The organism is Novosphingobium sp. (assembly GCF_031424035.1).
Classification (GTDB): domain Bacteria; phylum Pseudomonadota; class Alphaproteobacteria; order Sphingomonadales; family Sphingomonadaceae; genus Novosphingobium.
This window is the reverse complement of record NZ_JANPGP010000135.1, coordinates 12,999-33,366: the sequence shown is the minus strand read 5'-3', so window position 1 is coordinate 33,366 and position 20,368 is coordinate 12,999. Positions and strand designations below refer to the sequence as shown.

Genomic DNA, 20,368 nt, shown 5'->3' with positions numbered 1-20,368 from the left:
AGATGGCGCAGGGCTATCTTATCGCGCTCGGTTCCAACCAGCGCCACCCGGTCCATGGTTCGCCGCGCGGCGTGCTCGCCGCCGCGTTTGCGGCGCTGGACCGGCAGGGGGTGAACCTGCTTGGCGCATCGCCGGTGATGGACAGTGCCCCCGTCGGCCCCACGCTGCGCCGCTATGCCAACGCCGCTGCGCTGATCGAAACGCGGCTGGACCCGGATGACCTGCTCGATCACCTTCACACTATCGAGGAACAATTTGGCCGCCGCCGCATGGGACAGGCCTGGCGATCCCGCGTGCTTGATCTCGACATCGCGCTGTGGAGCGGCGGCGCCTATGCCGTTTCCGGCCTCACCATCCCCCACATCCACTTGCGCCACCGCACCTTCGTGCTGGGCCCCGGAATGTCGCTCGCACCGGATTGGCGCGATCCAATCACAGGTTTGACGCTGCGACACTTGCACAGCCGCTTGACCCGACCCCGCCCACTCCCCTAGGGCGACCCGCGTGGTAAGGGCCCTTAGCTCAGTCGGTAGAGCAACTGACTTTTAATCAGTAGGTCGCTGGTTCGAACCCAGCAGGGCTCACCACGATATAAAAAACAATGCTTTACGCGTCATTTGTTCGCTCTGTATCACAGCATTGTATCACATATTCATCTGCTCCTGTCAGGGGAAGTCGGCGACGGAATCGTCGCCCATTGTCCGTCCCAGGCACGCGAGGCCGGTTCGCCTGATGTTTCCCCGACGGTAGCTAAGGGCATCCGCATCAGGCGGAAGCTGGCCTCGTCACCACAGCACAAGTGGCGCAAGGAAAATTGTTCAGGGTAAAGTCGTGTTTGGACACCGGGGGACCGGCTCCATCCGGGTAGCTGGATCGCGCCAAAGCTAGGACTTCGCCTTTCTTGGCCCTCAATACCCTCCTGCCAGATCATGATCTGGAGGGTATATCCTCCAGCCCGTTTCAGGCGTCCAGCCAGCGACCCCAAACGTGCCCATGCCCATCTCCTCGCGCAGGCGTGTGTGCCCACCGGTCAGCGTCCAGCGCGAAAACTCGCGAATGGTGATGGGGGTAACCCGCGACGAGGCATCGGCGACCGTTGAAATCCGCGACGATGGCCCCGGCATGCCGCCTGCGGATCTCGAGCGCGCCTTCGAACCGTTCTTCCGCGCCGAACCTTCGCGCAATCGCGACACCGGCGGAATAGGCCTCGGCCTGTCGATTGCGCGGTCGATTGCCGTGGCCCACGCCGGCACGCTCACGATCGAAAACACGCCGCAGGGCGGGCTGCTGGCCCGGGTCGTTCTGCCCCACGGCTTGCCGGCGAAACAGGAGGAACGACATTGAAGAAGGCAATTTTCGCCTGCGCGGCTCTGGCAGCGGCCATTCCGGCCCAGGCCCGGTCTGCGCGGGCGGATCGGTCTCGAATCCCAACGCGGCACGATCCAGTTCCGCAACCTGCGGCTAAAGCCTCTGGAGTGACTCCTGCATCGAGACAGGGTTCTAAGCGGATAAACTAACGGGAGGGACTGCCCGCCCGGATGCGCTTGCGGAACTTATCCGGCGTCGTGCCGGTGGCCCTTCGGAAAGCGGCCGTGAAGCTGGACTGCGATGAAAAACCCAGGATGCTCGAAATGTCGGCGATACAGGTGTCCGTATAAAGCTTGCGCTTGGCCGCTTCTATCCGGGTCTGCGTCAGGAAGTCGCTGATCGAACTCCCACGGCTGGTCTTGAAAGCGCGGCCGAGCTGGCGGGATGAAAGCCGGCAAAGCGTTGCCAATTCGGTGACGGTTGGAAAAGCGAGCGAACGGTCGGATATCCTGTCGTCAATCAAGCGCAGACGCCAAGAGGCCAATCCGCCTTTCTCATCGGTCGAGCTGGCAGCAGCAAAGTACCGCGCCAGTTCGATTGCGAGAATGGAGGCAAGGGATTCGCAGAGCTCAAGCGAGCCTGGCCCCGGATTGCGCAATTCATGATTGAATCTTAGCATCAAGGGCCGGATGGCGTCGCTGGCGATATTCAGCGATGCTTCGAGCCGGCGTTCGGTCCAGGTGAAGTCTTCCGGAAGCCATTTCTCAACCGCCGATGCCTGCAACTGGCAGATCAGCGATACATGGCGTCCTCCCGCGCTGTTCAGTTCCATGCGCATGCGCGGCGGAATGGCAATCAGTGAACCCATTCCTAGCGTCCGGGCCGGGCTCCAGTGATCGACGAAGCGCGCGGACGAATTCGGCCGCCTTGGGGTCAGGCACAGGTCTACCCAGAAGACCTTGTCGCGCCGGAATTTGTTGGTGTCCGCCTTCGGATGGTTCAACTCAGCGATGAAGACATGAGCGATCGACAGCTCTATTTCGGCGGCCACAGTAAGGCTGCGGGCGGGTGTGGCTTCACTTCCCCTTCTTATTGTGTCCGCGTTTTCGTTCGACGTTTCCACCGCCAAGGCCAAGGCTCCAATCCCGGTTACGCAATTCGAACGGCGCAGTTTACCGGCCGCCAGTGCTTTAGTCCAAGGCCAATGCCGCAATCTGCGAACTGATCCACCGACGCTCCCAGAGGTTTTTTCCGCCGGTCTGGTGATCGAGCATGATCAGCGCGTCGCGCTTGGCCCGCCGGACCTCGAGGCTGGAAGCGTCGTCCGCGGCCGCAAGGCGGAGCAGGTGCAGCGCTTCGAGCGGTTGGCCGAGTTTCACGAATTCACGGGCCTTTGTAACAAGCGGAGCCAGGCCGCCGATGAGTTCGGCAATCGCCGGGCCCACGCTCTCGGCGGGGACGCCGTAAAGCTCGGTCGTTCCGCGCGCGGGATCGAACCAGCCGGAATATTCATGCCAGATCGCCCGGATGTTCCACGACAGCTTTCCGTATTCTTCGGTCAGCGTCAGAGCTTCCGGCGTGCGGATTTCGCGCATCAGGGTTTGCAGGTCAGTGCCGGCGTTCATGCCCTTGACCGTCTCGTCATGAACCCATTCGACAGCGTCAGCGATGCGGGCGGTGATCTCCGCGACATGCGCTTCGCCGCGAATGTCCTCGTGTCCGGTGAGAATCTGTACGGGGCGCAATTCCCGCAGCTTGCGAACCGAAGCGACGAATTCCATCGCCGATCGCGGCTTGTCTCCGCGCAGCGTATTGAGGTTGGGGTGATTGCCGAAGAGCGGTCCGAACAGGTTGCCGACAATGGCAATCCGGTCGGCCGGCAGCCAGACGATGACCGCAGAACGCGTTTCCCCGCCCGGCGTCCAGATAACCTCGAATTCGCGCTCTCCGACAGAGAATCTCAACCCTTCGTCGCCGATCAGCCGGTCGGGCCGGACCTCGGCGGTGGGCACCATGTCTTCGGTGCGGCCGGTGATCCCGCCGAATATCCGGCGCGAGCCGCGGCGATAATGCTGCGAGAGCATCTCGCTGATCTGCCGTTCCTGAGGATAGAGCTTGTGGGCGATCACGTCGTTCTGCGGCGTCTTGTAGACTTCAAGCCCGCCGTACTGGTTCGCGTGGCTCTGGGTCAGCACGATCCGGGCGATCGGCGCTGCCGAAACCTTGGCAAACAGGTCCTTGCCGCGCTTCGCGTCGGCCAGGGTCCCGGCATTGACCAGAACGCTCTCGCCTTCGGTAGTGACCAGGTAGCTGTTGCCCACCCCCCGGCATTCCCAGATGCCGGGGCCGCGTGAGATTGCTTCCTTCTGGCCTTGCCCCGACTTGACCATCTGCGCGGCGCGCAAATTGCGATCCGAAAGGTCCTGCTGCTTTCCGTCCATCCTGCTTGCCCTTTTCCTTCGCGGGTCCGGCCGCGGGAACAGGCGCTATAAGGCCGTTCAATACCGAATGGCGCAAGCGTGTCCGGACCCCGGTGCTGCCGGGCGGTTCGATTGGGTCCTATTGAAAACAATGTGTCGCCCTGGCGACAATCCTGCGCCTTGCTCCCGCGCTGCGGGGTGGTGATATCCACGCAACAGTCGAGAAGTTGCGATGGGAAAGTGGATGTCACTGACGTTTCAGGATGTAGTCGAGGGCGCAAGGGCAAAGACCGGAGGACTGCCGGACCCGGATTGCGATTCCTGGCGCGAAGGTCTTGAGATCCTCCTCAAGGATCACGCGAAGCAGCAGCGCCTGACGGAACGTGGCTGGGCCAGTGTCCGTAACAGATACATAGATTGCCTCGCCGAGCGCATGGTGGTCGACGATTACCACCGCCGCCATCCCGAGCTTGCCAGCCAGCCGATCGAGCGGCCGGTATTCATTCTCGGCATGCCGCGCACAGGCACGACCTTGGTCAGCTACCTCATGGAATCGGACCCGGCGAACCGCACGATGCTGCGCTGGGAGGCATACAACCTGGCACCGCCGGCCGCGCCCGGTGCGCTGCGCACCGATCCGCGCTGCCTTGCTGAAGTCGCGAAGGACGAGATGATCTTCAAGAGCGCTGCGAAAGTGGCGGCGGCCCATTTCGAACCCGGCGACAGCCCGACCGAATGCGTGCACCTGCTGGCGCAGGATTTCCGCTCGCTGATGCTGGCAGTGATCACCACCACGCCGACCTACCACGACTGGTTGTTGTTCACCGACATGACCAGCGCCTTCGAACACCGCAAGCGCGCGATGCAGATCATGCAGTCGACCAATCCCGGCCGCTGGGTGCTCAAGATGCCGTCGGATTCGCTGTTCGTGCGGCAGATCTTCAGGACATTTCCCGATGCCCGGGTGATCTGGACGCACCGCGATCCCTATGCCGCCGCGGCATCAGCGCTCGGCATGCGCGGCGCTTCGCGGCCTTTTTCCGAAGTCGATGCCGGGGCGGACTACATGCGCCGGCATTTCCCGCTGCAGTTCGCGCTCCACCTTTCGCGCCCGCTCGAAGTGAGCAAGGAACGGCCCGAGGATTTCTACCACCTCTATTACGACAGCCTGATCGCCGACCCTCTCGCCGAAATGCAGCGGGTCTATTCCTGGCTCGGGGACGAATGGACCGAGGCCAGCGAGAGCGCCATGCGCGGCTGGCTCGCCGACAACCCGCAGAACAAGCACGGCAAGCACGTCTACAGCTTCGAGGAATGGGGCCTGACCAAGCAGGACATGGAACCCTATTTCTCCGACTACCTGCGCACCCATCCGGTCGAACGAACGAAAGCATGAGCGCAGGCATGTTTGACCTGACCGGCAGGGTCGTGCTGGCGACCGGCGGTATCCTGTTCGTCGACAGCGGCCGATCGGTAAAGCCGAAGTAGATCCGCAAGGCTTCAATGTTCCGAATGAGACGCTTTATCTCTAATCGGCCATGAAAGGGCCTGTCAGGCGCTCGCAAAGGCATCTCAAGGCACGTTGGCGTTTGGGCTGTGATCGGCCTGACCAGTATAGTCCTGACCAGCAGGAGCGAAGTTGCAGGGCCACGCCCGGGACAGCCTCGCCGCAAAAATCTGCCTTTGGGAGGGATGATCATGAAGACCTTGCGTACCACCGAATTTCGCCGAGCAATCCTGGCAAGCGCTGCTGTATTTGCGCTGCTGCCGAACCTTGCTCTCGCCCAGTCCAGCGCCGCTGAAGAGCCCGAAGGAGACGGTTCCGAAATCGTCGTGACCGGCACGATCCTTCGCGGCGCGGCACCTGTCGGTTCGAATGCGATCACGGTCGGGCAGGAAAAGATCGCCGAAACCGGCGCGACGACGGCCAACGAATTGCTGACCTCGGTCCCGCAGGTCACCAACCTGTTCAACAACGTGCCGCAGTCGCGCCTCGGCGTCGCGGTCAACCAGATCCAGGTGGTGCGCCCCAACCTGCGCAACCTTGCGGGCGAGACCAGCTCGTCCTCGTCAACCCTCGTGATGTTCGATGGTCGCCGCATTGCCCCGGTCGGCGTGACGCAGAACGCGATCGATCCCGACATCCTGCCCCCGATCGCGATCGAGCGCGTTGAAGTCGTTACCGATGGCGGCTCCGCGACCTATGGTTCCGACGCGGTCGGCGGCGTGATCAACTTCATCACCCGCAAGCGCTTCGATGGCCTGAAGGTGCAGGCGCACTACGGCATTGCCGACAATTACAAGCAGTATGATGCCTCCGTCATCGCCGGCAAGGACTGGGGTTCGGGCTCGGCCTACATCGCTTACAGCTACCAGCATAACGACCCGCTGTTCGCGCGCGACCGTGACTTCATCAAGGATGTCGACTGGCTCTCGCCCAACCTGACCCCGCGCGGCCGCTCGTGCACGCCGGGCAATGTCCGCGTCGGTTCGGCAGCGTTCTTCGCGCTTCCGGGCCTCACTAGCACCACCCCCAACTCGTGCGATTACCGCAACAACTCCGTGGTTCCGGAGAGCACCCGCCACAGCGGTCTGGCCCGTCTCCATCAGGAGCTGTCGCCTTGGCTGACCGTCGACCTCGGTGCGTTCTACGGTGAACGCAAGTCGGTCTCGCGTTCCGATTACGCCGGATCGGTGACGGTCAACGGCGCCTCTCAGCCAGAAATTGATTTCCGGCCTTTCTTCTTCCAGCCCGCGAGCTTCAGGAATTTCTATTACACCCCGGTACCGGGCCAGTCCGCGACCGCCAGCCAGACGGTGTTCTTCAACCTCAACTCGGTTCTGGGCGCTAGCACCAATCTGTCCAGGTCTTCGTTCAAGGAATGGGGCGCCAACGCCGAATTCCAGGCGGATCTTGGTGGCGGCTGGCAGCTGCGCACGCTGTTCAACTACAGCAACAGCGATAGCGAATACCACATTGGAGGCTTCAACTCGACGCTGCTGAACGCGTTCGCCTCGGGTCCGAACTCCGTAACCGCGGCTGGCGCAATCAACTTCTATAATCCCGGATCCGGCACGAGCGACCTGGCGAACATCCAGCAGCTGATCAACACTGAGTCGGCCGGACAGGGCAAGGAAGAACTGTTCAACCTGCGGGCGATTGTCGACGGTACGCTATTCACCTTGCCGGGCGGCGACGTGAAGGTGGCCGCCGGTTACGAGTTCGCACGCGACAACTTCCGCCAGCGGATCGTTGCCGCCAACCTGGCTGTCGGCGCGCTCGCAAACACCCCGTTCGTTCCCTACGGCCGGTCGGTCAATTCGTTCTTCGGCGAAGTGCAGGCTCCGGTCATCGAACAAGTCACGCTGTCCGCGTCGGTTCGCCATGACCGCTTCAGCGACTTCGGCAACACGACCAATCCGAAGTTCGGCATCAGCATCAAGCCGGTGTCCTGGCTCAATCTGCGGGGCAATTACAGCACTTCGTTCAACGCGCCTTCGCCGGTCGACCAACTGGGCGTGTTCACCAACACCCTGTTCGCATTCCCCTTCAACGCCTTCGTTCCTGCCGGCGTTACACCTGCCGCGTCAGGCACGGTAGCTCTTCAGGGTTCGAACCCCGGCCTGCTGCCGCAGACCGCCAAGACATGGTCGGTCGGGTTCGACATGGATCCGCTGGAAGGCGTGCATGTCAGTGCCAGCTACTACAACGTGAAGTTCAAGAACATCATCGGGACCCCGGCCCCGAATGCGACGATCTTCGCGCTCAACCCGAACAACGTGATCGCCAATGTCAACGGCGTGCCGCTGGCGACCATCACGAGCTTCATCAACGCGTCGGGCCTGTCGAGCGCGGCGGCCACGCTGGCAACGGTCACGGCAGGCTGCGCCAATCCGACGAATTGCCTCAACGTTTATGAGCTCGTCGATTTCCGCAAGGGCAACATCGGCAGTGTCAACGTGGACGGCATCGACTTCGTCGCCAGCTACCGCGGCAAGACCGGATTTGGCGGCTTCGATCTGGGAGTGTCAGGCAACTATGCGCTGAACCGCACGAGCCAGGCGGGTGTGGGCGCGCCAATCGTCAACGAACTGATTGCGACGAATATCTTCGTGCAACCGGGCAACGTATCCCTGCAGCGTAATGGCTCTTCGCGCTTGCAGCTTCAGGCTACGGCAGGAATCGATGTCGGCAGCTTCCGTGCTCAGGCGACGCTCAATCACAGCTCCGGCTATGCCACCTATCGCTGCGACGCGACCTCGACCCCGGTCTGCAATGCCACCACGAATGGCAACCCGAGCGGCAGCGGCCAGCCGCAGGACCGTGTCGGCGCGTTCAACACCGTCAACCTGTTCTTCAAGTATGACGTGCCTGCCGAAAGCGGACTGCTCCGCGACCTGCAGTTCACGCTCAACGTGAACAACGTGTTGGATACCGATCCGCCGGTTCTCCGCGCGATCGGTGGTTCGGGCTACGCCAACGGCTTCACGCTTGGCCGACTGATCCAGTTCGGCGTCGCGAAAAAGTTCTGATAAGGCTCTCCCAGGCCCGGTTGCTGCACCCGCAGCAGCCGGGCCAAACCCGGACAGGTGCACCTATGGTCAAGCGCGCAGCAGGTACTGCCTTGTTTCTCGCATCGGCCATTCTGAACCCTGCTGCCCTGGCACAGCAGCAATCCGAAAAAGCCTGGACCGCCAGCTGGATTGACCAGCCGGGGTCCGAACCTGCGAAACCGGGGGTCTACCACTTCCGGAAAGAGTTTGAGCTTACCGCGCAGCCGGCGAGTTTCCCCATCCGCGTGTCTGCGGACAATCGCTACCGGCTCTATGTGAACGGCGTCGAGGTCTCGAACGGACCTGCCCGCGGTGATTTGCTCCATTGGCGTTACGAGAGCGTCGACATTGCCGCGCATCTGAAGCCCGGCAAGAACGTCATCGCCGCGCTCGTCTGGAACATGGGCGAGTTCAAACCGGCTGCCCAGATCTCGCTTCGCACGGCGCTTGTCGTCCAAGGCGACAGTCCGGAGGCGGCTGTCGTCAGCACGGGAAGCGGCGGGTGGAAAGTTTTTTCCAGCCGGGCGTACACGTTCAAGCGCGTCGAGGGCGACGATACGGGCGGTTTCTATGTCGCCGGCCCGCGCGAAGAATTTGACGCCGGCCAGGCTCCATGGGGCTGGGAACAGCCCGGCTTCGACGCGGGCGGGTGGACCGAGGCAAAGCCCATCGTCCAGCAATTCGCCTCGCCAGTGGCACTGGCTCGCGGAACCCAGTTTAATGGCAGTGCGGCGGAATGGCAGCTCGTCCCCCGCAACATCCCGCTCCCCGAACAGACCCCTGTCCGCTTCGCCTCCGTCCGCCGCGCCGAAGGCGTGACGGTTCCGGCGGGTTTCGCCGCAGGCAAGCAGGCGCTGACCGTGCCGCCGCGGACAAAGGCGACCCTGCTGCTCGATCAAGGCGCCTTGACCGTTGGCTATCCGGTGCTGATCACAAGCGGCGGGGCTGGCGCGAAAGCCACGATTATCTTTGCCGAAAGCCTGTTCGATGCAGCGGGCAACAAAGGCAATCGCGCCGAGATCGAAGGCAAGACAATCCGCGGCCTGCGCGATACCATCCGGTTCGATGGCGGAGAGGGCCGGCGGTTCCAGTCGCTCTGGCTGCGGACCTGGCGCTATGTGCAGGTGGAAATCGAAACGGGCGACCAACCGCTCCGCATAGACTCCATCGAAGGCATCTTCGCGGCTTACCCCTTCAAGCAGAAGGCGGCGTTCGAATCCGACGCGAAATGGATCAAGCCGGTCTGGGACATGAACTGGCGCGCCCTGCGCATGAGCGCCTTCGAAACGTTCTGGGACACGCCCTATTACGAACAGCTCCAGTATGTCGGCGATACGCGCATCGAAGCGCTGATGTCGGTCTATCAGACTGGTGACGACCGCCTGATGCGCAGCGCCATCGAGCAGTTCGACGATTCGCGCACGTCCGAAGGGCTGACGGCCAGTTCCTATCCCTCCAGCCTGCGCCAGCAGATCCCGCCGTTCTCGCTTTGGTGGGTGGCCATGGTCCACGACTACTGGATGCTGCGCGGCGACCCCGCCTTTGTCCGCGGCCGGATGCAAGGCGTGCGCGACGTGCTCGACTGGTTCGATCGGCACGTTGACGAGACCGGGCTGCTGGGGCCGATGCCGTGGTGGAATTATCTCGATTGGGCCAAGAGCTACCCCGGCGGCATTCCCCCGGGCGGCGGCAAGGGGCACTCGGTGGCGATCAACCTGCAGTTCGTCATGGCGCTGCAACAGGCCGCCGAGTTGGAGCAGGCGCTGGATCGGCCCGACGATGCCAAGCGCAACCTTGAGCTGGCCAATCGCATCATTGCCACTCTCAGGACCAAGGCGTGGGACGAAGGCAGGGGTCTGTTCGTCGACAGTCTCGAAGCGCGATCCTTCAGCCAGCAGACCAATTCGCTCGCCATTCTCGCGAATGCCGTGCCGGATGGCATGGCGAAACCGGTCGCCGAGAAAATGCTCGCGGACAAGGATCTGGAGCCGGCCACATTCTATTTCCGCTTGTATGTCGATGAGGCGATGCGCAGCGCAGGTCTTGCCGACCGCTACCTGAGCCGGCTGGGCCCTTGGCAGGAGATGATCCGCAACGGCATGACGACCACGGCGGAGACGCCCGAACCGACCCGCTCGGATTCGCACGCGTGGGCGGCCCATCCCAACTATCAGCTGCTTGCGACGGTGCTGGGCATTCGGCCCGCGACCCCCGGTTTCAAGCACATTGCGATCACGCCTGCGCTTGGAACCCTCAAGTTCGCACAAGGCCAGATGCCGCACCCTGCGGGCGCGATCAGGGCATCCTATCGTCAGGCTAAGGACAAGCTCTTTGCCGATGTGACCCTGCCCCTCACCGTATCGGGTGACTTCGTGTGGCGCTCGGCAAAGTTCGACCTCAAGGGCGGGAAAAATTCCATTGTCTGCACGGCAGACCAATGCCGACCGGTGAAAGCCGGAAGTGTGCGCCCCGTTGTGCCTAAAGGAGAGTGATGAAATGCTGAGCGCCCCAACCGGTTCGCGCGGGACTCTGATGCTCGGCGCTGCAGCGCTGACACTGGCCTGCGTCGGTACCGCGCCAGCTTGGGCAGCGGCCTGCAAGCCAGCAGGCGAGACGCTGTTTGGCGGCGTTGATGCGCCGCTGGCGGTCGATGCGGATTGCACCGATCCGGATTACAATGCCGACACGTTGGTGCTCGATTCCACCGAGAGCAAGATGCTCAAGCTGCCCGATGGCGGAACGATCGGCTATACCGAGGTCAAGGCCCATTGGCCGGCCGCCGGCCAGGCCCAGCAGGCACCTGCGGGCGGGGAGGCCGCAAAGCCTGCCATTCACAGTCTTGTCTGGCGCTTTCCCGACAAGAAGCTTTTCCGCAACCGCTTCTTCCAGCAGACCTATCCGCTGAACATCGAGATGCTCAACGTTGTCGATGCCCGTTTCGCCTTTGAAACCGGCGGAGGCTATACGGTTGGCGTAAACGCGGGAAATCCGAATGTGGGCTTCCGCGTCCCCGCCGCTGCCGCGAAACTGGCAAAGGCCTATGCTCGCAAGCATTACGGCACCAACGAACGCATCTATGGTTATATGTATGGCCAGAGCGGCGGATCGGTGCAGACGATCGCCGCCGCAGAAGGGACGACCGGAGTCTGGGACGGCCTTATTCCCGTTGTCATCGCGACAGACGGGTTGAACAGCCACAGCTTCGCCTGGGGTGCCCTGTATAATCTGGCCATCCCCACGGAGAAGCGGAAAGCGATTGCCGAGGCCGCCGCGCCGGGAAGCGGAAAGGACATCCGCGCCGGGCTCAACGCCGAAGAGCATGCGGTCCTTGATGAAGTCCTCAGCGCCGGATTTCCTCAAAACGTCCTAGAGACGATGCAGTTTTCAATGGGCGGCGGGATGTTCGGGTTCGGTTCTGTCCGCGCTTTCGATCCCGGTTACTTCACCGACTTCTGGACCACGCCGGGCTATGAAGGCGCCAACTCGCCCTCATTCCTCAAGGCGGCAATCGTCGATGGCACTGCAACGATCTCGTCAATTACCCGCAACCTGCAGGGCGAAGCGACGGCCATCGTGTTCGATGCGGCTTCGATGCCGGCGCTGGGTTCCAGTGGTGTCGATGGCGTCCAGTTCATGGTCGTGCAGGACGGCACGGCGAACCCGGACAAGGGCGATGCGCCTGCGCTCAAAGGCAAACTCGAGGGCACGACGGTCAAGCTCGAGGATGGCAAGAACAGCCCAGCGCTGCTGGCCACGCTCGCAAGCGGGACAAAAGTCAGGCTGGACAACCGCGCAGCCATCGCCATGGCCTTCTATCCGCGCCATTCGATCCTCGAAAACGGCAACCCGGCCTACAACCAGTACCGCAATGCCGACGGCAGCCCCCGGTATGCACAGCGGCCGAAGACGCCGATCGCCATCCCCCTGCTCAGCAATATCGGCGCTGCCGGCGGGATCGTGCAGAGCGGCCGGATCAGGACCAAGACGATCGTTTTCGAGAACCTCTATGACGGGAACTCCTATCCCTATGTCGCGAGCTTCTATGCCGGTCAGGTGAAGCGTGCGCTGGGCGCGAAGCAGGCGCAGCAGATGTTCCGCCTCTATTATCAGGAGAACGGAATCCACGGCGTGTTCCTCGATCCCTTACCCGGCAAGTTCGGGACCATGACGGCGGCCACCGGGGGAACGCTGCACCAGGTGTTGCTCGATCTGGCCAATTGGGCGGAAAAGGGCATCGCACCGCGCGCTTCAACCCGCCACACGCTGGACCCGATGAACCAGGTCGTCCTCCCGGCCTCGGCCGCGGCGCGTGGGGGGCATCAGGCTGTCACCCGGCTGACCGTCAATGGCGGCAAGCGGGCCGAAGTGGCCGTGAACCAGTCGGTCACGGTAACCGGACGGATCACCATGCCGTCCGGTCCCGGCAAGGTCGTGCAGTACGACTGGTATCTCGGCACGCCCAATGCCAAGTTCGAACCCGCCATCAAGCTCGCCGTCCCGAAAAAGACGGTCATGGCCAGCCGGACTGTCAGCTTCGCCAAGCCCGGCGAATACGTAATCACATTCAGGGCAACCGGGCAGCGCGAAGGCAAACAAGATACGACCACGCCGCTGAACAACATCGACCGCGTGCGCGTTGTGGTGAAGTAAGTCCGCTGCCAAGCATTCCGGGCGGCCAGGGCTCTCCCGGAATGTTCTCTAATCTACAGCCACCCCGCCGTGCGGATCTTCGCTCCTGATCGTGCGGCGGGTGGAGGCTCTATCGAAGTTCGCTTCGTATTTCGGCCGCATCGTGCCGCAAAGCCGGTCCCAGATGGTCGTATAGCCGCCGAAATTGCCGGTGAAATAGTGGTGATGCTCGTCGTGAAAGCTGGCCGAGATGAACCATTTGGTGAGCCATGTCCGGTTCCACCAGCGGGGCAGCAGTTCGAAGCCTGAGTGGACGTAGAGCCCCATCAGGATGGAGGTCGGCACGATGAACGGGACGGTTGCTTCGTGGATGGTGAAGACCACCATGAACAGCGGCGTGAACATGCCCTCTATCACGCCCTCGATCGGGTTCATCGACCACGAGGTGATCGGCACCGGCGCGGTTGAGCGGTGGTGCAGCTTGTGCACCCACGAGTAGTACGGCTCCTTATGCATCAACCGGTGCGCCCAGTAGAAATAGGCGTCGAACAGGAAGAACGAGAGCGCGTATTCGCCGGCAATGGTCCAGCCTGAAACTGGCCCGGTCCTGAGCTCGATCCAGCCGATCTGCGTCCACCAGCTGATCAGTCCGGTGATCGTCACGGTGACGATCACCAGATTGAACAGGCCGTGGCGCAGTTCGGTCTTCACATAGGGCCAGCGGAAGGTGCCCGGCTGGATCTTGCGGGCGAGCAAGGCATCGCGAAACAGGAAGGCGGCGAGCAGAGCCACGACGGCGAAAGCCGTGATGACGAGCGCGAAGGACAGGGCTGGATTGCTGCTAGACACTATGACGACTCCCGGATCGATCCCGTGTGTTCGTCACTTTGTTAGCAAGCCGACAGGCGGCGGTCAAATCTGCCCCGGCGGTCAGGCTTTGAGCGGCTCCAGCTGGTCAAGCAAGGCACCTAGCGCCCCGATGATTTCCTGATGGCCGCTGCTCACGCCCAACTGCCGTTCGCGCGAAAGCAGCAGGGCCAGACTGGTGATCGTTACCGTCAGGCCGGTCGGCCCCATGTTGCTGATCTGGGGGGCACGCTGAAGCGCCTTGGTCAGCACGCCCACTTCCACTTCGCGCGACGCTTCGATGAAATGGATCACCTCGCGCCGCAGGCCTTCGATACGGTTCGCCAGCGCCATGAATTCCGCGATCAGCCGGCTGTCAGTGGAATTGAGGCTGATGTCCCACAGGGTGCGAAGCGGATGGGGTTGGACTGCAGCTTCTTCAAGCCGCGCCAGTTCGCGCATCGCCATGCGCCGGAACAGGCTGATGATCAGATCGTCCATCGTACGGAAGTAGTAATAGACCAGCCGCTGCTTGACGCCGATGCGTTCGGCCACCCGGCGCGAGGTGAGTGCGGCGTGGCCTTCCTCGCGCAGGATCGCCTCGGCCCCGTCGAGCATGGCGTGCCAGTTGTCAGAGCCTTCCGGCCCCATGCGGCGCTCGGCTGCCGGCTCTTTGCTGCTGTTCATGCTGGTCGCCCCATATCGTCGCGGCGCTTTGCGTAGTTTGCGCGTCCGCCAAGGTAAAGCCGGCAATTGACCCGCTGCGGCACCCCCGCTAACAAAATGACGAACAAACGTGTGGAGCGGATCAAGTGACGGGAACGGGCAGGCTGGCCGGCAAGGTCGCAATCGTCACCGGTGCCGGGCAAGGTATTGGCGAAGCCATCGCCCGCGCCTTTGCCGCCGAGGGCGCGAAAGTGATCCTGACGGGGCGCACCTTAGACAAGATCGAGGCCGCCGCCGTCGCTATCCAGTCCGAGGGCGGCACGGCGCTGGCGATCAAGGCCGACGCCGGCAATGCCGATGAAGCCGCGATGGTTGTCCAGCGCGCGGTCGCTGAATGGGGCCGCATAGACGTGCTGGTCAACAACGCGCACAGCTTCACCGATTACCTGCCGCTCGAGGATCCGAAGATGGAGGCGAACTGCAAGGTCGACCTGCAATCGGCCTTGTTCGGTTCGCTGCAGATGATGCAGGCGGCCTTCCCGCACATGGTGGCGCAGGGTGGCGGATCGATCATCAACTTCGGTTCGGACTTCGGCATCCGCTGCGAACCGGGCTTCCTTGCCTATGCCGCGAGCAAGGAGGCGATCCGCGCGCTGACCCGCACCGCGGCGCGCGAATGGGGCAAGCACAATATCCGCGCCAATACGATCCTGCCGCGCGCCATGTCGCCCAAGGCGCTGTGGTATCTTGAAGAAACCGGGACCCACGATGCCGAACTGGCAAGGGTTGCCCTGGGCCGCTTCGGCGTTCCCGACGATATTGCTCCGACCGCCGTGTTCCTCGCCAGCGACGATTCCGCCTTCGTGACCGGGCAGACCATCGGCGTCGAGGGCGGCGTGACGATGTTCTGAACGCAGAGAAGGAATTCAGACAATGGCAGACGCTCAGCGCGTGGCACTGGTAACTGGCGGAGCGGCCGGCATGGGCAAGGCGACCAGCCTCAAGCTCGCCGCCGATGGCCATGCTGTCGGGATTATCGACATCGATTTCGACGGCGCCGCGGCAGTGGCTGACGCGATTGTTGCGGCGGGGGGCAGGGCGCTCGCGGTCAAGGCCGACATTGGCGAACGTGCGGCAGTGGAGCAGGCCATTGCGAAAATCCGCGAGGCGCTGGGACCGATCACGATCCTCGTCAACAATGCCGCGGTCGAGAATTTCTCGGCGCTGGAAGACCTTGATGACGCCACCTGGGACCGCCTGATGGGCATCAACCTGCGCGGGGCCTATGTGGCGGCGCAGTGCGTCCTGCCGGATATGACCGCCGCCGGTTGGGGCCGGATTGTCAACGTCTCCGCCTTCGGTGCCCAGATCGGCGCGCCGAACATGGCGCTCTATACCGCGAGCAAGGGGGGCATCATCTCGATGACCCGTTCGCTGGCGATCGAGCTTGGGCCGAAGGGCATCACGGTGAATTCGGTCTCGCCCGGGTTCATCGACACCCCGATGGCGCGCCGGGCGATCGACGGGGGCTTGTTTCCCGTCCCTTACGAGCAGATCATCGCGACCTATCCCATCCCCCGGCTCGGCCAGCCGGAAGACATTGCCGCCGCCTGCGCCTTTTTCGCTTCCGATGCCGCCGGGTATATTACCGGGCAGGTCCTGGGCGTGAACGGCGGGGCAGCGATGTGATCGATGACGCATTCAAAGCACGCAGGTAACGCCATGACCACTTCTGTTTCCAACACGTTCGAAGTCACGCAGGTCAAGCCGCTGATCGGGGCGGTGATCGAGACGGACAAGGAGACGCTGCTCAGCGGCCGGCATTCGGCGGAGATCCGCGGGATGCTCGAAGACCGCGGCGTGATGGTCTTCCCGCAGGTTCATTTCACCGACGAGGAACAGGTGGAGTTCACCAGGACACTCGGCAAATTCGTCCCCGAAATGCACGGCGACATCTTCAAGATATCGATGGACAAGGCGATCAATCCGCAGGCCGACTATGTGAAGGGTGCGTTCTACTGGCACATCGACGGGACCATGCAGCAGGTGCCACTGTTCGCCTCGATGCTGACCTGCAAGAAGGTCGCGCCGGTCGGCGGCAACACCGAATTCTGCAACACCTATGCCGCCTGGGACGCCTTGCCGGAGGAAGAAAGAGCGGCGATCGAGAACCTGCGCGTGGTCCATTCGCTGGTCGCCGCGCAGCTCTTCGTCGAGCCGGAGCCGGACCTTGCCCTGCTTGACCAGTGGAGCCGGCTGGGCACCAATGAACTGCCGCTGGTGTGGACGCATACCTCGGGCCGCAAGTCGCTCGTGCTGGGTTCGACCTGTGATTACGTGGTCGGCATGGACCCGATCGAAAGCCGCCGCCTGCTGGTAAAGCTGCGCGACTGGGCGACGCAGGAACAGTTCTCGCTCAGCCACGAATGGTCGGTGGGCGATGCAGTGATCTGGGACAACACCGGCACGATGCACCGCGCCATGGCCTATCCGCTCGATTGCGACCGCCAGATGCACCGCACCAAGCTGGAAGGCGAGGAAGCCTTTTCCTGACCTGTGACACGTTGAAAACGATAGGGGACCGATATGCCTGATGGCCAATCGCTGAAAATCTTCCTGCCCGTCCTGCTGGTCGTGGCCGTAACCTTCGTGGGCTTCGTCAAGATGGCGATCGAACGCGCGGGGGCGGTGAAGCAGGGGCAGAACCCGGAATTCTACAAGGTCTATCTCGGCGATCCCGAACCCGAAAAGACCCGCGCCGCCGTGCGCCACTGGGACAACCTGTTCGAACTGCCGACGGTGTTCTACGCCGGATGCCTGACCGCCTATGTGCTGGGCGCCGTCAGCATCACCGTGCTGGTCTGCGCGTGGATCTTCGCCGTGGGCCGCGCGGTGCAGAGCTTCATCCACCTCACCTACAATAGCCCCAACCACCGCGGCGGGGCCTTTACCCTGTCGTTCCTCGGCCTGATGGTCATGTGGGGCGCGCTGGCAGCCCACATCGTCGCGGCAGTCTGAAGCGACCTTTCCCAAAAGCGAGATTTTCGATGAATTCACAGCAGAACGTCGTCGCCATTGTTACCGGAGCCAGCAGAGGCGCCGGACGCGGAATTGCCATCGCGCTGGGCAGCCATGGCTGCACGGTCTACGTTACCGGGCGTTCGGAAAAAGCCGGGGACCATGCCTTGCCGGGCACGATCTACGAAACCGCCGAGGCCGTCACCAAGGCTGGCGGCAAGGGCATCGCGGTGCGCTGCGACCACGCCGACGACGCGCAGGTCAAGGCACTGTTCGATCAGGTCCTCGCAGAACAGGGCCGTGTCGACATCCTCGTGAACAACGCTGCCGCCGTCTATGACGAGCTGTCGATGCCCGGCAATTTCTGGGAAAAGCCGCTGAAACTCGTCGACATGATCGAAGTCGGCCTGCGCAGTTCCTATGTCGCGAGCTGGCTCGCGGCCCCGGCGATGGTCGCTCAGGACAATGGCCTGATCGTCATGACATCGGCCTCGGGCGCGGCGCATTATTCGATGGGGCCGGCCTATGGCGCACACAAGGCGGGGGTGGACAAGCTCGCCTTCGACATGGCGGTCGACTTTCGCGACGCCAAGGCCAGTGTCGCAGCCGTCTCGATCTGGATGGGCGCGCTCGCCACCGACCGGCTGCTTGGCATGATCGAGGCCGAGCCCGAGAAGTACGGCTACCTGCGCGACACGATCGAGACGCCGGAGTACACCGGACACGTGATCTGGGCGCTGTTCAACGACCCGACCTTGCAGGAGCGTTCCGGCCAGACGCTGATCGGCGCGGAACTGGGCCGCGATTATGATGTCACCGATGTGGGCGGTCGCCAGCCACCGTCCTACCGCGACACGCACAAAGTCATGCCGCACCAGCATTACCCGCTGGTCATCCGCTGACACCACCAGCCGTGGAGAGACTGACATGAGCCATCCCCGCATCCCGCCTCTCCCGCAAGCGGAATGGACTGACGAAGCGCGCGAAGTTTTCGCCTATTGGGAGGGTGAGCAAGCGCGGCAGAATGGCTCGCGATCGAACACCATGATGACCCTGGCCCAACATCCCAATCTGGCACTGGCGTCGCTCGATCTCGGCAAGTATTTCATGCTCGAATCCGCTTTATCGGCGCGTCAGATTAAGCTGATCATCCTGCGCATCGCGCACCGCTATGGGTCAGTCTATCAATGGACTCACAATGCGCATGGCGCCCTGCAGGTTGGGATCAGTGACGACGAAATTGATGCAATTCGTTCAGACACGGATGTGCCAATCTGGTCTGCCGAGGATCGTGCCTTGCTCAATGCTGTGGACGCAACGTGCAGTGGCGGGCGATTTGACGGCGAAACCTGGGAGGCGCTCACCACTCTGTTTGACCGTCGCTTCATCATGGATTTGATCCATGCGGCTGGGTATTTCACGATGGTCGCTTGGGGCCTGATTGCCATGGGCGTCGAAGTTGAACCGGACTTCGCCGACTTTTCGAAAAACCGTGCTAAGCCAAAGTGAAATAAATGAAGCTTAGGGTTACTCTTTTCACGGCCGGCTGAACTCCTCAAGGGCCTTGCCCTTGCGCGAAGCACCGCTCGCCCATGACCGGTTCTGAAGCTTCACCTTGTAGCGCTCGGGCATGCTGTCATTAATGATGTCGAAGATGCGTTGCTCGAAGTGCCATTCGGCGAGCGACAATTCCTTCTTCTTTTCGCAGCGAGCCTTGCGGTGGTTTTGGGCAAACGCATTGACCTCTTCCTGCGCCTCGGCGCGGCGGGCGATGCGCTTTTCCCAATCCTTCTTCTCGCGTTCATCGAGCGGCCTCTCGGTGCGCACGAGCTGCGAGCGACCACGGCGCCATCGATCCAGCTAAACCATGCATCAATCAATGGCGGGTTTGGTTTGGACCGGGATCGGCACGCAGGGTACCGACTGCGCCATAGACGCTAGCCCGCTGGCCTGCACTGAGAGGAATATTCGATGGACCCCGTGGTCATGGCACGCCGCCTCGGCGAAGGGTTGCTTTCTTTCCCTGTTACTCATTTTGGAGTCGACGGCGGATTCTCCGAAACACCTTACCGCGCGCATTGCGCCTGGATGCTCGAACACGAGCTGACCGGACTGTTCGCTGCCGGCGGAACCGGCGAATTCTTTTCGCTCAACTCCGCCGAAGTGATCGACGTTCTGGGCGCGGCGGTGGCAGTAAGCCGCGAAGTCGGTAGCAACGTTCCGGTCCTGTCGGGCTGCGGCTATGGCACGGCGATCGCCACAGACCTTGCGCGCCGGGCGGAGAAGGCAGGGGCCGACGGTCTGTTGCTGCTCCCGCCTTACCTGATCAATTCGAAGCAGGATGGTCTTGCCGCGCATATCGAAGCGGTGTGCCGTTCGACTGGACTGGGCGTGATCGTCTACAACCGAGACAACGCCGTTGTCAGCGATGAGACACTTGCCCGGCTGTGCGAGCGCAACCCCAATCTGGTCGGTTACAAGGACGGCGTTGGCGATATCGAGCTGATGACCCGCATCTACGCCCGGATGGGTGACCGGCTGACCTATATCGGCGGCCTTCCCACCGCCGAGACCTTCGCCGTACCTTACCTCACCATGGGCGTAACCACGTACTCTTCGGCGATTTTCAACTTCCTGCCTGAATGGGCTCTGGCCTTTTACAAGGCGGTACTCGCGGGCGATCAGGCCTATGTCCTGCAGCAGCTCAAGGATTTCGTGCTGCCCTATATCGCGCTGCGCGATCGCGGAACGGGCTATGCGGTGTCGATCGTCAAGGCCGGGTGCCGCCTGGTCGGGCGCGATGCGGGGCCGGTGCGAACGCCCCTGACCGAGCTGACACCAGCGGAGTTGGAAGACCTGCGGGCGCTGATCGAAAAGGTCGCGCCAAAGTCACTCGTCGAGGCGATATAACCGCGCTAGGCTGGCGG

18 protein-coding genes and 1 tRNA gene are annotated in these 20,368 nt (G+C 62.5%); 14 read left to right on the top strand and 5 right to left on the bottom strand.

The genetic code is table 11. The features are described from left to right. Window positions 1-2 precede the first annotated feature (2 nt). The 3 genes from folK to RMO89_RS18695 all read left to right on the top strand — a co-directional run bounded on the left by folK (window position 3) and on the right by RMO89_RS18695 (window position 1,344). Window positions 3-494 carry a 2-amino-4-hydroxy-6-hydroxymethyldihydropteridine diphosphokinase gene (gene folK / locus RMO89_RS18705; RefSeq protein WP_310535060.1) on the top strand — a complete coding sequence of 164 codons (492 nt, stop codon included), beginning with the start codon at window positions 3-5 and terminating at the stop codon, window positions 492-494. 17 nt (window positions 495-511) lie between these two features. Further along, window positions 512-587 (top strand) — tRNA-Lys (locus RMO89_RS18700). Window positions 588-1,062: 475 nt separating this feature from the next. After that, on the top strand, window positions 1,063-1,344 hold the full coding sequence (locus tag RMO89_RS18695; RefSeq protein ID WP_310535058.1) for a sensor histidine kinase: 282 nt from the start codon (window positions 1,063-1,065) through the stop codon (window positions 1,342-1,344). Between the two features lie 169 nt (window positions 1,345-1,513). Here the strand turns inward: RMO89_RS18695 and RMO89_RS18690 are convergent, their stop codons facing one another. Next, a complete protein-coding gene (locus tag RMO89_RS18690) occupies window positions 1,514-2,443 on the bottom strand; it encodes an AraC family transcriptional regulator (protein ID WP_310535057.1) in 930 nt (309 codons plus the stop codon). 55 nt (window positions 2,444-2,498) lie between these two features. Continuing rightward, complete coding sequence (locus RMO89_RS18685; protein WP_310535056.1) at window positions 2,499-3,749, bottom strand: alkyl sulfatase dimerization domain-containing protein; 1,251 nt, start codon at window positions 3,747-3,749, stop codon at window positions 2,499-2,501. Between the two features lie 223 nt (window positions 3,750-3,972). On the opposite strand from RMO89_RS18685, the gene RMO89_RS18680 reads away from it, so the two are divergent. The 4 genes from RMO89_RS18680 to RMO89_RS18665 all read left to right on the top strand — a co-directional run bounded on the left by RMO89_RS18680 (window position 3,973) and on the right by RMO89_RS18665 (window position 12,932). Next, a complete protein-coding gene (locus tag RMO89_RS18680) occupies window positions 3,973-5,124 on the top strand; it encodes a sulfotransferase (protein WP_310535055.1) in 1,152 nt (383 codons plus the stop codon). 302 nt (window positions 5,125-5,426) lie between these two features. Then, window positions 5,427-8,261 (top strand): TonB-dependent receptor domain-containing protein, encoded by a 2,835-nt coding sequence (locus tag RMO89_RS18675; RefSeq protein WP_310535054.1) that lies wholly within the window; start codon window positions 5,427-5,429, stop codon window positions 8,259-8,261. Window positions 8,262-8,527: 266 nt separating this feature from the next. Beyond that, window positions 8,528-10,774 carry an alpha-L-rhamnosidase C-terminal domain-containing protein gene (locus tag RMO89_RS18670; protein ID WP_310535053.1) on the top strand — a complete coding sequence of 749 codons (2,247 nt, stop codon included), beginning with the start codon at window positions 8,528-8,530 and terminating at the stop codon, window positions 10,772-10,774. Window positions 10,775-10,778: 4 nt separating this feature from the next. Continuing rightward, complete coding sequence (locus RMO89_RS18665; protein WP_310535052.1) at window positions 10,779-12,932, top strand: PKD domain-containing protein; 2,154 nt, start codon at window positions 10,779-10,781, stop codon at window positions 12,930-12,932. A 48-nt stretch (window positions 12,933-12,980) separates the two neighbouring features. On the opposite strand, the gene RMO89_RS18660 is transcribed toward RMO89_RS18665, so the two are convergent. Continuing rightward, entirely contained in the window at window positions 12,981-13,760 is a 780-nt protein-coding gene (locus RMO89_RS18660; protein WP_310535051.1) for a sterol desaturase family protein, read from the bottom strand. Window positions 13,761-13,841: 81 nt separating this feature from the next. Further along, window positions 13,842-14,444, bottom strand: a complete 603-nt coding sequence (locus tag RMO89_RS18655; RefSeq protein WP_310535050.1) for a helix-turn-helix domain-containing protein — start codon at window positions 14,442-14,444, stop codon at window positions 13,842-13,844. Window positions 14,445-14,569: 125 nt separating this feature from the next. Here RMO89_RS18655 and RMO89_RS18650 point away from each other — a divergent pair, with 125 nt between their 5' ends. Genes RMO89_RS18650 through RMO89_RS18625 form a run of 6 tightly spaced genes read left to right on the top strand, consistent with a single transcriptional unit; the run spans window position 14,570 to window position 18,950 of the window. Further along, on the top strand, window positions 14,570-15,334 hold the full coding sequence (locus tag RMO89_RS18650) for an SDR family oxidoreductase (protein WP_310535048.1): 765 nt from the start codon (window positions 14,570-14,572) through the stop codon (window positions 15,332-15,334). Between the two features lie 22 nt (window positions 15,335-15,356). Continuing rightward, a complete protein-coding gene (locus RMO89_RS18645) occupies window positions 15,357-16,112 on the top strand; it encodes an SDR family NAD(P)-dependent oxidoreductase (protein ID WP_310535047.1) in 756 nt (251 codons plus the stop codon). A gap of 33 nt (window positions 16,113-16,145) precedes the next feature. Continuing rightward, entirely contained in the window at window positions 16,146-16,976 is an 831-nt protein-coding gene (locus RMO89_RS18640; protein ID WP_310535046.1) for a TauD/TfdA family dioxygenase, read from the top strand. 33 nt (window positions 16,977-17,009) lie between these two features. Beyond that, complete coding sequence (locus tag RMO89_RS18635; RefSeq protein ID WP_310535045.1) at window positions 17,010-17,441, top strand: MAPEG family protein; 432 nt, start codon at window positions 17,010-17,012, stop codon at window positions 17,439-17,441. A 29-nt stretch (window positions 17,442-17,470) separates the two neighbouring features. Next, on the top strand, window positions 17,471-18,343 hold the full coding sequence (locus RMO89_RS18630) for an SDR family NAD(P)-dependent oxidoreductase (RefSeq protein WP_310535043.1): 873 nt from the start codon (window positions 17,471-17,473) through the stop codon (window positions 18,341-18,343). Between the two features lie 25 nt (window positions 18,344-18,368). Beyond that, window positions 18,369-18,950 carry a carboxymuconolactone decarboxylase family protein gene (locus RMO89_RS18625; protein WP_310535042.1) on the top strand — a complete coding sequence of 194 codons (582 nt, stop codon included), beginning with the start codon at window positions 18,369-18,371 and terminating at the stop codon, window positions 18,948-18,950. 27 nt (window positions 18,951-18,977) lie between these two features. Here RMO89_RS18625 and RMO89_RS18620 read toward each other — a convergent pair whose 3' ends face one another. Continuing rightward, complete coding sequence (locus tag RMO89_RS18620) at window positions 18,978-19,268, bottom strand: hypothetical protein (RefSeq protein WP_310535041.1); 291 nt, start codon at window positions 19,266-19,268, stop codon at window positions 18,978-18,980. 159 nt (window positions 19,269-19,427) lie between these two features. Between RMO89_RS18620 and kdgD the strand changes: the two genes are divergently transcribed. After that, window positions 19,428-20,351, top strand: a complete 924-nt coding sequence (kdgD, locus tag RMO89_RS18615; protein ID WP_310535040.1) for a 5-dehydro-4-deoxyglucarate dehydratase — start codon at window positions 19,428-19,430, stop codon at window positions 20,349-20,351. Window positions 20,352-20,368 lie beyond the last annotated feature (17 nt).